The 15037-nt window shown below is 74.9% G+C and carries 13 protein-coding genes; 4 read left to right on the top strand and 9 right to left on the bottom strand.

The features are described from left to right. Positions 1-2: 2 nt before the first annotated feature. Positions 3-995: a peptidylprolyl isomerase gene (locus tag D0Z06_RS02720; RefSeq protein WP_158579861.1), complete on the bottom strand. Its 993-nt coding sequence runs from the start codon at positions 993-995 to the stop codon at positions 3-5. Between the two features lie 126 nt (positions 996-1121). Between D0Z06_RS02720 and D0Z06_RS02715 the strand changes: the two genes are divergently transcribed. Next, complete coding sequence (locus D0Z06_RS02715) at positions 1122-1790, top strand: 4'-phosphopantetheinyl transferase family protein (protein ID WP_117375845.1); 669 nt, start codon at positions 1122-1124, stop codon at positions 1788-1790. Between the two features lie 37 nt (positions 1791-1827). Beyond that, complete coding sequence (locus tag D0Z06_RS02710) at positions 1828-4761, top strand: acetoacetate--CoA ligase (protein ID WP_117375844.1); 2934 nt, start codon at positions 1828-1830, stop codon at positions 4759-4761. Between the two features lie 54 nt (positions 4762-4815). Here the strand turns inward: D0Z06_RS02710 and mfd are convergent, their stop codons facing one another. The 7 genes from mfd to D0Z06_RS02690 all read right to left on the bottom strand — a co-directional run bounded on the left by mfd (position 4816) and on the right by D0Z06_RS02690 (position 11328). Then, the gene (mfd, locus tag D0Z06_RS02705) at positions 4816-8346 is read right to left on the bottom strand and encodes a transcription-repair coupling factor (protein ID WP_117375843.1); all 3531 of its coding nucleotides are present in this window, start codon (positions 8344-8346) and stop codon (positions 4816-4818) included. Positions 8347-8447: 101 nt separating this feature from the next. Then, on the bottom strand, positions 8448-8579 hold the full coding sequence (locus D0Z06_RS26670) for a hypothetical protein (protein ID WP_255419327.1): 132 nt from the start codon (positions 8577-8579) through the stop codon (positions 8448-8450). 306 nt (positions 8580-8885) lie between these two features. Further along, positions 8886-9029 carry a hypothetical protein gene (locus tag D0Z06_RS25205; RefSeq protein ID WP_158579860.1) on the bottom strand — a complete coding sequence of 48 codons (144 nt, stop codon included), beginning with the start codon at positions 9027-9029 and terminating at the stop codon, positions 8886-8888. 34 nt (positions 9030-9063) lie between these two features. Further along, positions 9064-9213 carry a hypothetical protein gene (locus D0Z06_RS26080; protein WP_233517406.1) on the bottom strand — a complete coding sequence of 50 codons (150 nt, stop codon included), beginning with the start codon at positions 9211-9213 and terminating at the stop codon, positions 9064-9066. A 43-nt stretch (positions 9214-9256) separates the two neighbouring features. Next, positions 9257-10030 carry a polysaccharide deacetylase family protein gene (locus tag D0Z06_RS02700; protein WP_199522090.1) on the bottom strand — a complete coding sequence of 258 codons (774 nt, stop codon included), beginning with the start codon at positions 10028-10030 and terminating at the stop codon, positions 9257-9259. Further along, positions 10027-10497 carry an adenylyltransferase/cytidyltransferase family protein gene (locus tag D0Z06_RS02695; RefSeq protein ID WP_117375842.1) on the bottom strand — a complete coding sequence of 157 codons (471 nt, stop codon included), beginning with the start codon at positions 10495-10497 and terminating at the stop codon, positions 10027-10029. Before D0Z06_RS02695 ends, D0Z06_RS02700 begins: the two co-directional genes overlap by 4 nt. 159 nt (positions 10498-10656) lie before the next feature. Further along, positions 10657-11328, bottom strand: a complete 672-nt coding sequence (locus D0Z06_RS02690) for a CDP-alcohol phosphatidyltransferase family protein (protein WP_233517405.1) — start codon at positions 11326-11328, stop codon at positions 10657-10659. A 539-nt stretch (positions 11329-11867) separates the two neighbouring features. Between D0Z06_RS02690 and D0Z06_RS02685 the strand changes: the two genes are divergently transcribed. Both D0Z06_RS02685 and D0Z06_RS02680 read left to right on the top strand, forming a co-directional pair. Continuing rightward, a complete protein-coding gene (locus D0Z06_RS02685) occupies positions 11868-12638 on the top strand; it encodes a 2OG-Fe(II) oxygenase (RefSeq protein ID WP_158579859.1) in 771 nt (256 codons plus the stop codon). Positions 12639-12699: 61 nt separating this feature from the next. After that, positions 12700-13962 (top strand): glycosyltransferase family 4 protein, encoded by a 1263-nt coding sequence (locus D0Z06_RS02680; protein WP_158579858.1) that lies wholly within the window; start codon positions 12700-12702, stop codon positions 13960-13962. A gap of 449 nt (positions 13963-14411) precedes the next feature. On the opposite strand, the gene D0Z06_RS02675 is transcribed toward D0Z06_RS02680, so the two are convergent. Continuing rightward, a complete protein-coding gene (locus D0Z06_RS02675; protein WP_117375838.1) occupies positions 14412-15023 on the bottom strand; it encodes an arsenate reductase/protein-tyrosine-phosphatase family protein in 612 nt (203 codons plus the stop codon). Between the last annotated feature and the right edge of the window lie 14 nt (positions 15024-15037).

The following is a 15037-nucleotide window of genomic DNA, read 5'->3' as shown; positions in this document are numbered from 1 at the left end:
CGTCATTCTCCGGCACCCGCCGCGCCGGCCCCGTCCCCGGTCCCGAGGATGTCCACGACCTCCTGGTCGACCGGCACGACCTCGCCCTCGGAGATCGTGCCGTATCGCGGGTTCACGGTGATGTCGACGTCCTCGCGCACGCCGCCGACGACCTCCTGGGCCGCGGCGTCGGCGGAGGACCGCGCCGCCTCCTCGAGGTCGGGCCGGACCTCCTCGAAGGTGGGCACGACCGGCTCGCCGACGAAGACCACCAGGACGCCGCTGATGCCCGGGTCGGTCACGGTGAACGCGGTGTTCGGCGCGGCGGCCGCGACCTGGTCGGCCAGCACGCTCGGCACCTGGTCGGCCGCGCGCGGCTCCACCGCCGGCAGCGTCGTGGGCCCCGGGTACTGCGCCGCGACCGCCGGGTAGGCGCCCGGGTCGGCCTCCAGCTGGGCGACGACGGCGTCCGCCGTGGCCTGGTCGGGCACGGTGACGTACCCGAGCGCGGTCTGCGTGAGCCCGGGCAGCGCCTCCTCGTAGGCCGCCCGCAGCTCCTCCTCCGACGCCCCCTGGACCAGCCCCTCCTCCTCGGCGATGCGCTGCCGGACCAGCTGCTGGCGCACCGTCGCCAGGACGTCGGCCCGGCCGACGCCCTGGGCGGCGGCCTGCGCGTAGAGCGCCTCGGGGTCCTGGCCCTCCAGCAGCTGCTCGAGGCGGTCGCGCACCTCGGCGTCGGTGGGCGCGACGCCGTACCGCTCGGCGACCTCCGCGTAGACCTCGGCCTCCACGAGCCGGGTGAGCACCAGGCGGGTGTACTCGTCCTCGCGGCCGGCGACCGCCTCGGCCAGGGCGGGGTCCTCCAGGCGCTGCTCGACGGCGGCGTCGAGCTCGTCGACGGTGACCGTCTCCTCGCCCACGTAGGCGGCGACGGTCGGCGAGGTCCGGCAACCGGAGAGCCCGGCGAGCGCGACCAGGCCGGCGGCCAGCGATGCGGTCAGGCGTCGGGTGCGCACCAGCGGAGGGTGCCACACCCGGTGTGACCGGCGACGCAGGCGGCCCTCCCCCGGTGAGGGTGTTCTGGGGAGCCCGTCCCCCCGACGGGGGATCCGGGCGGCGGGCGCCGCTGCCAGCATGCGCGCGTGACCGCCCTGCTCCCCACGCCCCCGGGTCGCGCGACCACCGCGCCCCCGGTCGCCGTGCGCTGGGTCGACGTGCGGCTCGTGCACCTCGGCAGCGCCGCCGACCTCGCCGCCGCCGAGCGGGTGCTCGCCCCGACCGAGCTGGTGCGCGCCCGCCGGGGCACGGCCCCGGTGCACCGCCGCCGCGTCCTCCTCCGCGCCGCGCTGCGCGGCGCCGCGGCCCGGCACCTCGGCTGCCGGCCGCGGGAGGTCCCCCTCGACCGCACCCCGGCCGGCCGGCCGCACCTGCCCGGCACCGGTCTCGACGTCAGCTGCTCGGCGAGCGGGGTGGTGGGCCTGGTCGCCGTGGCCGCCGGCTGCCGCATCGGGGTCGACGTGGAGGCGCTGGCGCCGTGGTCCGACGACGTCCTCGACGAGGGCTGGCTGGCACCGGCCGAGCAGCGGGCGCTGCGGGCGCTGCTCCCGGCCGGGCGACCGCAGGCCGCCGCCCGCGCTTGGACGGTCAAGGAGGCCGTGCTCAAGACCCACGGGAGCGGGCTGGCCGGCGGCCCGGCCTCCGTGGTCACCACCGACCCGCTGGGCGCCGGCTGGGCGCTGCAGGAGATCCCCGTCCCCGACGGCTGGGTGGCCAGCCTCGTCACCGCACCGGAGCAGGAGCCCACGTCATGACCCAGGGAGCCGAAGGCACGACCCAGGAGCCGAGGGCATGACCCTCGCCCCCACCGCCCCCGTCGCGGTGCCCGGCCGCCCGAGCCCCCAGCTGGCCGGCTTCCGCGCCCGCTGCGCCGAGGTGGCCGGCGTGCCGCTGGAGGCCCCCGGCGCCCTGCACGCCTGGTCGGTCGGCTCCCCGGAGGCGTTCTGGCGGACGCTGCTGGAGTGGAGCGGGCTGCCCTGGTCCGGCTCGGCCGACGTCGTCCGCACCGGGGACGACGTGCGCACCGCCCGCTTCTTCCCCGGCGTCTCGCTCAACTACGCCGAGGCCCTGCTGCGGCCGCTGCCCGACGCGGGGGACGACGCCCCGGCGCTGACCGCCGTGCACGCCGACCGCCCGGCCGAGCACCGCACCCGCGGGCAGCTGCGCGCGGAGGTCGAGGCCACCGCCGCCGCGCTGGCCGGGGCCGGCCTGTCCGCGGGCGACCGCGTCGTCCTCGTCGCCCCGCACGCCCTGCCGGCCACCGTCGTCGCCCTGGCCGTGGCCGCGCTCGGCGCCGCCGTCGCCACCGCCGCCCCGGACATGGGGGTGCCCGCGCTGCTTGGCCGGTTCACCCAGGTGGACCCGGCCTTCCTGGTGGTCGACCGGGCCGCCACCGGGCGGGGGACGGCGGACGCGCTGCTCGCCGGCCTGCCGACCGTGCGGCGCCTGGTCGTCCTCGACGACCTGCCCCTGCCCGCCGCGGACCTGCCGGCCGACCGGCTCGCCGACCTGGTGGCCGGCGCGGGCCCGGCCCCGGCGTGGGAACGCCGGCCGTTCGACACCCCGCTGTTCGTCATGTTCTCCTCCGGCACCACCGGCCCACCCAAGGCGATGGTGCACGGCGCCGGCGGCACGCTGCTCGAGCACGTCAAGGAGCACCGGCTGCACGGGGCCCTCTCCCCCGCCGACACCCTGTACTTCCACACCACCACCGCCTGGATGATGTGGAACTGGCAGCTCTCCGCCCTGGCCGTCGGCGCGCACGTGGTCAGCTACGACGGCCCGGTGAGCGGCCCGGGCACGTTGTGGGAGCTGGTCGCCGGGCACGGCGTCACCGTCCTCGGCACCAGCCCGGCCTACCTGCAGCTGTGCCAGGACGCCGGCTACCGGCCGGCCGACCGGGTCGACCTCTCCCGGCTGCGCGCCGTCCTGGCCACCGGCGCGGTGCTGCACGACTGGCAGTTCGACTGGGTGGCCGACGCGGTGGGCCCGGTCCCGCTGCAGTCGATCTCCGGCGGCACCGACATCATCGGCTGCTTCGTGCTGGGCGACCCCGAGGCGCCGGTCCGCCGCGGCCGCTGCCAGACCCGCAGCCTGGGCCTGGACGTCGCCGCGGTCGACGAGGACGGCACCGAGGTCGTCGGCGCGGTCGGCGACCTGGTCTGCCGCAACCCCTTCCCCTCCCGCCCGGTCGGCTTCCTGCGCGACCCGGACGGCGCCCGCTTCCGGGCCGCCTACTTCACCGAGCACCCCGGCACGTGGAACCACGGCGACCTCGTCGAGTTCGACGCCGACGGCTCGGCCCGGCTGCACGGCCGCTCCGACGGGGTGCTCAACGTCGACGGCGTCCGGATCGGCCCGAGCGAGATCTACACCGTGCTGCGCGACCTGCCCGAGGTCGCCGACGCCATGGCGGTGGAGCAGCGCGACCCCGAGCGGCCGGGCACGGCGCGCGTTGTGCTGCTCGTGGTGCCGCGCGACGGCGCGGCCGTCGACCGGGAGCTGGCCCGGCGGATCCGGCGCACCCTGCGCGAGCGGGCATCGGCCGCGCACGTGCCGGCGCTGGTGGTCGGCGTCCCCGAGCTGCCGCTCACCCACAACGGCAAGCGCTCGGAGCGGGCGGCGCGCGACGCCGTCAACGGCGACCCGGTGGCCAACGCGAGCGCGCTGCGCTCCCCCGGCTGCCTGGATGCGATCCGCGCCGCGGTGGCCGCGGCGACCACCGCACCGACGGCGGCCCCGACCCCCGGCAGCGACGTGCTCGCCGCCGTCACCGCGCTGTTCGGGGAGCTGCTCGGCACCGCGGACCTCGGCCCGGACGACGACCTCGGCGACCTCGGCGGCACCTCGCGCCAGGTGCTGAGCCTGCTGCGCCGCGTCCGGCTGGACCTCGGCGCCGACGTGCCCGTCGAGGTGTTCGCGCAGGCGCCGACCCCGCGCGGCCTCGCGGCCGCAGTCGAGGCGGCGGTCGGGTCCCCGGCCGAGGACGTCGTCGTCCTGCGCCCGGGCACCGGCCGGCCGGTGTGGCTGCTCCCGGACGCCTGGGGCCAGCTCAACCTCTACGCCGGTCTCGTGCAGCGGCTGGCCACCGACCGCCCGCTGCTCGGCCTGCGGCTGCGGCTCACCGGCACCGACGGGGGGCACCTGCCCGTCGCGGACGTCGCCGCGCAGGCCGTCGAGCGGATCCGCGGGCACCAGCCGGAGGGGCCGGTCAGCCTGCTCGGCTACTCCTTCGGCGGCCTGGTCGCCTGGGCGGCGGCGACGTCGCTGGGCGAGGGCGGTGCGGAGGTGGCCTGGGTCGGGCTGCTCGACGTCCGCCCGCCGCGGGCCGCGCTCACCCCCGGCGAGCTCGCCCGCCAGCGCTGGACGGCGCGGGCTCGGACGCTGTCCTCCCGCCGGGCGCTGGCCGGGCGGCTGGCCCGCACCACCCTCCCTGCCGTCGCCGCCGCCTCGGCCGACCCCGAGCTGGCGTTCTTCACCGGATCGGAGGAGGTCGGGGAATCCTTCCGCCCCGGCCGGTTCGACGGGCCGGTGACGTACTACCTGGCCGAGGGCTCACGGGACGCCGTGCGCGGAACGCTGCGCGCCTGGCGCCGGGTGGCCCCGGGGCTGGCGGTGGTCGACGTTCCCGGGCACCACGGCGACGTCGACGACGACCGGGTCGGCATGCTCAGCGAGCAGCACGTGGGCACGCTCGCGGCCCGGGTCTCCGCCACCCTCCGATGATCGGAGTGGATCCGCCGGGGTCACATCGGGGTCACGCCGACGGATCCACTCCGCTCACGCGGCGGCCGGCTGGTCCAGGAGGGCCGTGAGCAGGGAGTGCAGGTTCTCCAGCAGCGCCACGTCGCGCAGCGGGGTCCGCCGGTCCGGGCCGACGGGCACCCTGAGCGAGATCGTGGCGACGGCGGACTTGTACGTGGCGCCGTCGGCGAGCCGGGCCAGCCGCATCTGCTTGGACTCCGGCAGCGGCACCGGGCTGATCCGGATCGTGCGCCCCTGCATCGACACCTCGGTGATGCCGAAGCGCCGCACCGCCGCCCGGAAGCGGGCGACGGCCAGCAGGTTGAGCACCGGCGCCGGCGGGGCCCCGTAGCGGTCGGTCAGCTCGTCCAGGACCGCCTGCGCCTGCTCGTCGGACTGCACCGAGGCCACCTTGCGGTAGGCCTCCATCCGCAGCCGCTCGCCGGGCACGTAGTCGTGCGGCAGGTGCGCGTCGACCGGGAGGTCCACCCGCACCTCGACCGGCTCGGCCGGGGCCTGCTCGCCGGTGACCTGGGCGCGGTAGTCGGCGACCGCCTCGCCGACCAGCCGCACGTAGAGGTCGAACCCGACCCCGGCGATGTGCCCGGACTGCTCCCCGCCGAGCAGGTTGCCCGACCCGCGGATCTCGAGGTCCTTCATCGCCACGGCCATGCCGGCACCGAGGTCGGTGTTGTGCGCGATGGTCGTCAGCCGGTCCACCGAGGTCTCGGTGAGCGGCCGCGACGGGTCGTAGGTGAAGTAGGCGTAGGCCCGCTCCCGGCCGCGGCCCACCCGGCCGCGGATCTGGTGCAGCTGGGAGAGGCCGAAGGTGTCGGCCCGGTCGACGATCAGGGTGTTGGCGTTCGGGATGTCCAGGCCGGACTCGACGATGGTCGTGGCGACCAGGACGTCGTACTCCTTCTCCCAGAAGCCGACCATGATCCGCTCGAGCTCGGCCTCCTTCATCTGCCCGTGCCCGACCGCCACCCGGGCCTCGGGCACGAGCGCCCGGATCTTCGCCGCGGCCTTGTCGATCGACTGCACGCGGTTGTGGATGACGAAGACCTGCCCGTCGCGCAGCAGCTCCCGGCGGACCGCCGCGGCCATCTGCTTGTCGTCCCAGGCCCCGACGTAGGTCAGCACCGGGTGCCGCTCCTCCGGCGGGGTGAGGATCGTCGACATCTCCCGGATGCCGGTCAGGCTCATCTCCAGGGTGCGCGGGATCGGGGTGGCCGACATCGACAGGACGTCGACCGCCGTCCGCATCGTCTTCAGGTACTCCTTGTGCTCGACGCCGAAGCGCTGCTCCTCGTCGACGATGACCAGCCCGAGGTCCTTGAACCGGGTGGTCGGCTGCAGCAGCCGGTGGGTGCCGACCAGGATGTCGACCTCGCCGTCGGCCAGCTCGCGCAGGATCTGCGTGGTCTCCGCGTCGGACTGGAACCGGGAGAGCACCCGCACCTCCACCGGGAACTGGGCGATCCGCTCGGAGAAGGTCTTGTGGTGCTGGTTGGCCAGCAGCGTCGTCGGCACCAGGACGGCGACCTGCTTGCCGTCCTGCACCGCCTTGAACGCCGCCCGCACCGCGATCTCGGTCTTCCCGTAGCCGACGTCGCCGCAGATGATCCGGTCCATCGGCACCGGGCTCTGCATGTCGGCCTTGACCTCGTCGATCGCGGCCAGCTGGTCGGGGGTCTCCTGGAACGGGAAGGCGTCCTCGAGCTCGCGCTGCCACACGGTGTCCGGGCCGTAGGCGTGGCCCTTCGTGGCCATCCGCGCGGAGTACAGCCGGATCAGCTCCGCGGCGATCTGCTTGACCGCCTTGCGCGCCTGCCCCTTGGTCTTCTGCCAGTCCGCGCCGCCGAGCTTGGACAGCGCCGGCTGCTCCCCGCCCACGTAGCGGGTGAGCTGGTCGAGGGCGTCGGTGGGCACGAACAGCCGGTCCGGCGGCTGGTTCCGCTTGGACGGCGCGTACTCGACGATGAGGTAGTCGCGCTGCCCGCCGTTGACCGTGCGGCTGACCATCTCCACGTACCGGCCGATGCCGTGCTGCTCGTGGACGACGAGGTCGCCCGGCTGCAGCTGCACCAGGTCGACCGCGTTGCGGCGGCGGGCCGGCATCTTCACCGCGTCGCGCATCGTCGTCCCGCGCTGGCCGGTGATGTCGTGCTCGGTGAGCAGCGCCAGGCCCACGCCGGGGAAGGCGAAGCCGGCCTCCAGCGTGGCCGTGGTGACGTGCACCAGGCCCGGGGCCGGCGCGTGCGCCACGTCGGGCACCAGCCGGACGCCGAGGTCGGACTCGGTGAGCCGGTCGGCCGCGCGCTCCGCCGGGCCGTGGCCGGGGAAGGTCAGCACGGTGCGCCAGCGCGCCCGGTGCCAGCCGTGCAGCTGCGCCAGCACCTTGACCTGGTCGCCGTGGAACCGCTCGACGGTGGTGGCGTCGAGGGTGAGGTGGGTGTCGTCGTCCTCTGCCTGGAGCGTGAAGGCGCCGGTGGTCCACCAGGGCAGGCCGCGGCCGCGGGCGGCGGCCTCGACGTCCGCGAGGTCGCGGAAGGACGACGCCCCGAGGTCCAGCGGCGCCTCGCCGGCCTCCGCGGCGTTGGCCCAGGAGGCGGCGAGGAACTCCTCGGCGGTGCGCACCAGGTCCGCGGCGCGGCCGCGCACCCGCTCGGGGTCGCAGACCAGCACGTGCGTGCCGGCGGGCACCAGGTCGGTGAGCAGCTGCAGCTGCCCCTCCACCAGCGCCGGCGTCAGCGACTCCATGCCCTCCACCGCGATGCCCTCGGCCAGCTTGCCGAGCAGCTCGGCCAGGCCCGGGTGCTCGGCCGCCAGCTCGGCGGCCCGCGCCCGGACGGCGTCGGTGAGCAGCAGCTCCCGGCACGGCGGCGCCCACAGCCGCTCGGGCCGCTCGTCGAGGGAGCGCTGGTCGGCGGCGGAGAAGTAGCGCAGCTCGTCGACCTCGTCGCCCCAGAACTCGACCCGCACCGGGTGCGGCTCGGTGGGCGGGAAGACGTCGAGCAGCCCGCCGCGGAGGGCGAACTCGCCCCGCTTCTCGACCAGCTCCACCCGGGTGTAGGCGGCGTCGACCAGGGCCCGGGCGACGTCGTCGAGCTCGGCGCCGTCACCGGGGCGCAGTTCCACCGGCACGAGGTCGCCGAGGCCCGGGGCCAGCGGCTGCAGCACGCTGCGCACCGGGGCGACGAGGACGTCGATGCCCCGCTCCCCGGGGTGGGTGAGGTCGCGGAGCACCGCCAGCCGGCGGCCCACGGTGTCCGCGCGCGGGGAGAGCCGCTCGTGCGGCAGCGTCTCCCAGGCCGGGAACACCTCGGTGCGCCGCTCGGGCACGAAGCAGCGGAGCCCTTCTGCGACGGCGTCGGCGTCCCGCTCGCCGGCGGTGACCACCAGGACGGGGACACCGCCGTCCGCGCCGCGCGCGAGGGCGGCCGCGACCAGCGGCTGGACCGGCGGCGGGGCGGTGACGGCCAGCTCGGCGCTGCCGGTGGCGGCCACGACGCGGGCCATGCCGGGGTCGGTGAGGACGACGTCGAGCACGCCGCGCAACGTCACTGGGGCACTCCTGGGGTCCGGGGGCCGCGCACGACCGCCGGGTGCGGCGGGGGCCGGCTCCCCAGGTTAGTCGCGCACCACCGGTGCCGCGCCCGCCCGGCTCAGGGGGCCGCCGGCCGCCACACCCGGACCCAGTCGACGAACACCGCGCTGCCCGGCTCCGGCTGCTCGCCGGCGTACACCGCCAGGTTGAGGATCACGAAGTGCGCCAGGTCGTCGGCGCGGATGGGCACGCCCACCTCCGGCCGCGGCTGCCCGTCGGCCGAGCCGGACGAACGGCGTCTCCACCAGCCGGTGCGCCAGGTCGGCGGCCAGCTCCCCCGGAGTGATGCCCCCATGGCAGCGCGCGAATGCAGCTCGCACAAGAGCTGACGAAGTACTGCCAGGCGGACGGGCAGCACACTGCGCGGACGGCGCCGTCCAGGCGGACCGGGGACAACGCGCTCAGGGCCCCACCCACCCCCGAGCCGTACGCCGCGTCGATCGCCCCGGCGAACTCGTCGTTGACCGACCCCAGGTCACACAGCGGTTGGATGCCGTCATAGGTCCGCAGGCCGGGGGTGCGCCTGCCCTCGACGAGCCGGGGCGCCCGCCAGGTCGCCCATCGACTCGGCCACCAGGGAGACGTCCGTGGCGTCGAACAGGTCGGTCACGGCGGCGGCCACCGCCACGTGGAACTCCACGCTGGCCGCGTCACACCAGGCGTCGCCCCCCACGTCACTGGCGGGCTATCACGTACCCCGCGCCGACGAGCCCGTCGGCGAGCGCGCCAGAGGCCTCGTCCTTGAGCACGGCCGTGGCCCGGGCGTCAAGGCCGTGCGCGTAGACGACCACCCCGCCGTCGGGTCGCTCCGGCAGGCGGACCACCGCGTCGGGCGACCGGCCCGACGCGGTGACCTACCCGGCCGGGTCACCGGGCCGGGGCAGGGGCCACGCTGCGCATCCGCCACCGGTACCGGCCGAGCTTGGCCAGCAGGTGCGGCGCCCCGTCACCGGGGGCCACGTAGGCGCGGGGCAGGGTGAAGCGGTCCCCGGGCAGGTGGTCACCGGTGACGCAGGCATGGTCGTACCCGGCCCTCCGCACCGCCTTTGCGGCGGCGCCGTCGAAGCGACCCCACGGGTAGCAGAAGCCCGGCACCTCGGCCTGCAGCACGTCCTGGAGCACCCGGCGGCTCTCACCCACCTCGTGCGCCAGGGTCACCGGATCGGCGCCGCGCAGGTCGGCGTGGGTGAGGGTGTGGCTGCCGACCTCGTGCCCGGCCGCAGCCACGGCACGCACCCCTGCGGCGTCCAGCAGGTCCAGCCGCGGGCCGTCGTCCCAGTCGTTCCGGCCGCCGAGCAGCCCGGCGACGACGTACAGCGTGGCGGTCACCTGGTGCCGTGCGAGGACGGGGAGCGCGTGCTCGACGAAGTCGGCGTAGCCGTCGTCGAAGGTCAGGGCGACCAGCCCCGCGGCCGCGCCCCGCTCCCGGGCTGCGAGCAGTTCGGCGAGCGAGACCCCCCGCAGGCCGAGCCGGCGCAGCAGGCGCAGGTGACGGTCCAGCCGGTCGGGTGAGACCCGCACCCGGTGGGGGTCGGGCTGCGCGGACGGGCTCACCGAGTGGTACATGAGCACGGGCGGGATGCGCACCCGCCGCCGGCCGGCGGCGTCGAGTTCCCCGGCCGTCGGCGCCCGGCCACTCACCGGCGGCCGTCCGCGGCCAGCGCCGGGCGCGGCAGGCGGCTGTCGCGGGCGGCACCGCCCTCGAGGGCGATCAGGGCCCGGCGCAGGGCCGTGCTCGAGGTGTGCACCGTGTACGGGAAGTAGCGGACCTCGACGCCGACCGCGGCGAAGTCCCGCTCCAGGCGCAGGCCCTTCTCCGTGCCGCGCCAGTCGTCGCCCTTGAAGATGACGTCGAAGCCGACCTGGCGCCACGTGTCGAGCTTGTCCGGGACGACCTCGGCGTGGACCTCATCGACGATCCGCAGGCTGCGCACGATCTCCATCCGCTCGGCCAGCGGGATCACCGGCGGGCGGCCCTTGGTCAGGACGAGCATCTCGTCGGAGACCACGCCGGCGATGAGGTGGTCGCACTGCTCGGCGGCCTGCCGCAGCAGGTTGAGGTGGCCGATGTGGAACAGGTCGTAGGCGCCCGGCGCATAACCGATCATGTTTCCCCCGTGCTGCTCAGAAGGTGGCTCCGGCTCGATGAGTCATCCCCGACTCGACCACGGAGAGTGAGCGAAACCGCTCGCGTCCACGCTCATCTTCGCCGTCGTCGGCTCACGTTAGCCAGGGCGGTGACATTGAGTAACTGGCGGCGGCGGCCTTCACCTCATCGGGTGCGCCGTCGTCCCGGTGGCGGGCAGCGCTCGGGCGCCGAGCCGGACCATCTCGCTGCGCCAGTGCGGGAGCGCGAGGAACAGGTAGCCGGCAGTGCCCACGAGCATCAAGCCGTACGCCGACAGGAAGGCGACCGGCGAGCCGAGGAGGACGAAGACGAGGCAGAGCACGCCGTAGTCGGTGGGCAGGACCACCACCGACCGGAGCACGCTCGGTCGCCCCTCCGTCGGCGTCGACCGGGTCGTCGCTCCGTGCTGGCTGCGCAGCGCTTCGTTGAGCAGGGTGGCGAAGAAGTGCACGACGTCCACGACGCAGAACGCCAGTGGTATCAGCAGCCAGGCGTGGTCGACGTCCTCTCGGCGGTAGAGGCCGACCAGCACGGCTTGGTGGAGGCTGGCCGACTTCGCCGCATCGACCATGTGATCGAGCCACTCCCCAGCCGGCGAGCCTCCGCCCCGGAGCCGTGCGAGCTGCCCGTCGGCGGCGTCCAGCGCGTAGCCCACCACGAGGCACGTGGCCACCAGGATGCCGACGACCCAGGTGTGCGGCGCGAGGGCGATCGCCGCGATGCCGACGGCCGTGCAGCAGGCACTCAGGCCGGTCACGGCGTCGGGGGTGAGCCCCCGGTGGAAGGCCGCCGCGGCCAGCAGGCGACCCATCGGTCGGTTGACGAAGCGACCGTAGGCAGGTGCTCCCCGCGCTCCCTTCTGCACACCCACCAGGCGGCGCACGGTCTCCCCCACCGTCTCGCCCGGGGCAGGTGCCAGTGCCGCGGTGACCGGACGCGTGGCCACGGCGCCCCTCGGGGGCTCGACCGATCGCGACGTCATCGGACGCCGCCCCCCCGTCCCGACACCACGACGACAGTTCGCTGCAGCACGCTTCCCCCTTGCGGCGATCCCGCGATCCCACGACCTCGCTGCCTGCCGGGGGTCTCGGTGGCACGACCTCCGTCGCAGCGCACTGGCAGTCTCCACAAGAAGTGATCCGATCGGCCCTGCACCAGTGGAGCCCTCACCCGATGGAGGGCCGGAATGCTCCTCTGGCACGGCACTCCGGAAATGGCACGGACACCTCTTCCCCCCAAAGGGGTAACCGCGGGTGGAGCGAGGTGGCCGGCCTCATTAGCGTCCTGCCCCTGCGAGGCGTGTCCTCGCCGACGGAAATGCAGACATCCGCCTCGCCAGGGAGAGAGACGTTGTTCAACGCATGGATCAACCAGGCAGATGAACTCGCACACGAGTTCCGGGCAGCGCGACCGTTCCCGCTGCTCGTCCTCGACGACTTCCTCGACACGTCCACCGCGGAGCAGCTGCTCGAGGAGTTCCCCGCACCCGACGCGATGCCGAAGTCGCGCGACTACGTCTTCGGCAACAAGCACGAGCTGTCGAGCGTCGCGGAGCAGGGGCCCACGAGCAGGGCGTTCTACGACGCCCTCATGGGCGAGGAGTTCAAGCAGTTCATCAGCACGCTCAGCGGGAAGGACCTCTTCGTCGACCCGGATTTCCACGGTGGCGGCTTCCACCAGAGCGGTGACGGCGGCTTCCTCGACACGCACGTCGACTTCAACATGCACCCGCTGCACCCGAACTGGCGGCGGACCCTCAACGTCCTGCTCTACCTCAACAAGGACTGGAAGCCGTCCTACGACGGACGACTGCTGATCAAGGCGAGCGCCGACGAGGAGCCAAGGGCCATCGAGCCGCTGTTCAACCGCGGGCTCATCATGGTGACCGACGACCACACCTACCACGGGTTCAAGAAGATGAGCCTCCCGCCCGGCGTCACGCGGAAGTCCATCGCGACCTACGCCTACGAATTGGTCCCTGAGGGGAGCATGGTCGCCCGCACGACGGGTTGGTCCCCGGAATCCGCCGGACCTCTCAAGCGCGTCTTCGCCCGCCACTACGACGCGGCGGTGAAGGTCAAGACGAAGCTGTTCGGCAGCGCGACCGCCCACAACAGATGACCTCATGGGTCCGGCTGTCCAGCAGGTGCAGGGCCTGCACTGGCCGGACAGCCGGACCGCCGTGAGCGCGCGCGAGGCCCGCGCTCGATGCCGGATCACGCGATCGGTCCACGCACGACGCCTCGGCCGCGCCGGCCAGGACACCCGAGCCCCGGTGGATGGGAGTTTCGCTGTGGTGATCCCACGGGCCGGCCGCACCGTGGCCGTGCACCCTCATGCGGACCTGTACGGCAGCGACCGGGTGTTCCTCGAGAGCGTCTCCACCATGGCGACGGATGTCCTCGCGGTCGTGTCGAAGGACGGGCCCCTGATCGACGCTCTGCGGCACCGGGACGTCCCTCATGTCATCAAGGACTTCCCGGTCCTCCGCAGGGTCGAGATCAGGACACCGCGCCATGCGCTGGCCTTCCTCCTCCGGCTGCTCCGCTCGGTGGTCAGCCTGACGTGGTGGCTGCGTGCGCAGCGGACGTCGGTGGTGTACGTGAGCACGATCGCCGCGCCCGAGTGGCTGCTCGCGGGCCGGTTGAGTGGCGCCCGCGTCGTCTGCCACGTGCACGAGAGCGACGTCCCGATGTCCCGTCCGACCAGGACCCTCCTCCTGTCGCCCCTCGTGGCGGCCCACCTGGTCATCGCCAACAGCGAGAACTGCCGGGCGTGGATCAGGTCCTCCCTCGGTGATCGTGCGGCCCGCCGCAGTCGCGTGATCCACAACGGCGTCGCGGACCCGGCACCCGCTGCCGTTGCCCCGCGACCGAGCCGAAGTGGAGCCCGCCGCAGGCTCGTCGTCGTCGGCAGGTTGTCCGCGAACAAGGGCCAGGACATCGCGATCTCCGCGACGGCGCTCGTCCGACGAGCCGGGTTCGACGTGACGCTCTGCCTCGTCGGTGACAGCTACCCCGGATACGAGGACTACCTGGCCGGTCTGCACACCCTGGCTGCCGCCGAGCAGGTCGATGACGTGACGGTCTTCACCGGGTTCCAGGACCCGAGGCCCCACGTCGAGGCTGCCGACGTCGTCCTGGTGCCGTCGCGGATCGAGTCGTTCGGGCTCGCCGCCGTGGAAGCACTTCTCCTCGGGCGACCGGTCGTCGCCACGCGGGTCGGGGGCCTGCCGGAGGTCATCCGGGCCGGCGAGACGGGCTTGCTCGTCGATCCGGACGCCCCTCGTGCGCTGGCCGACGCGATCATCGACCTGCTGGGCGATCCGGAGGCGGCCGCCGCCATGGGGCGGGCGGGACGGGAGGACGCGCGCGCACGCTTCTCCATGGCGGCGTACTCCGAGCGCCTGTCGGAAGCCGTCTTCGGGCCCCCGGGGAGCCCGTGAGGGCAGCCGCACCGTGACCGAGCCCGCCCGCCTCGGCCGAGCTGCCCCACGTCCGGTGCCGGCCACGCGGGACGTCACCTGGTGGCCGGGCAGCTGACGCCGCGACGGTAGCGCCTGCCACGAGGGCGCGGTGAGCGCGTCGCGGCGGTGACGGAGGTCCCCGGACCGCCTCCCTCCCGGTCCCGCACGACCGGGATGTCCGGCCCCGGGGAGGATCTCCGGGCGGTCGGATCCGGCTCGCACCGGAGCAGGGGCGTGGCAACTGCCGGCGCGGTCGCAGACGTCGGTTCCCGGGCCTGCGGTCGGGTTCCCGCGCTGGCCTGGCGGACGTATCCCTGGTGGGCGTCCAGCCCTGGGATGACCCGGTGGGCGTCCAGCCCTGGGATGACCTGGCCGGGTCGGGCCGTGGGGCTTCGGCGTCCTCCCGGCGCTCCTCGGGTGATCGTCCGTCACACCCCGCGGAGGGCGTCCACGTCACCCGGCGTCCGGCCGGGTGCCGGGGCGCCGGGTGGTGCCGGCTGCAGCAGGGCGCCGACGAGTCCCTGCACTGCGTCCTCGATCTGGGCGACCACCCGGCCGGTCACCGCCGCGTCGCGGCCGTAGGGGTCCTCGACGTCCTCGCCGCCGTCCGGGGGCCGCGCGGAGCGGCGGGCGGCCAGGAGTGCGGGCAGGGTGAGCAGCCGCTCGGCGGCGTCGGCGCCCGGTACGGCCGTCCCCGGCGTCGCGAGCAGCCGGGCCAGCTGGCGGAGCGGGAACGTCCTGCGGACCGCCGCCGGGTCCACCGCGACGACCGCCGACCGCTGGGCGGCGGTCATGACCACGACCACGTCGGCGGCGCGGAGCGCGGCCCGGTCCAGCTGCCGGGCCGGCGCAGGAGGCACGTCGACACCCCGGGCCCGCAGCTGCGCGACCACCAGGGGATCGGCCGGCGCACCCGCCAGCGCGTGGGTGCCGGCGCTGCCGACCGTGATACCCGTCCCGGCCAGCCCGGCGCGCAGCAGGTGCTCGGCGGCCCGGGACCGGCAGACGTTCCCGCGGCAGACGACGAGGAGCCGGCTCACGGTCTGCGGTGGGC

Source organism: Geodermatophilus marinus, assembly GCF_003428645.1.
Lineage (GTDB): Bacteria > Actinomycetota > Actinomycetes > Mycobacteriales > Geodermatophilaceae > Geodermatophilus.
The sequence above is the reverse complement of the archived record's forward strand: the minus strand, read 5'-3'. Positions and strand labels throughout refer to the sequence as shown.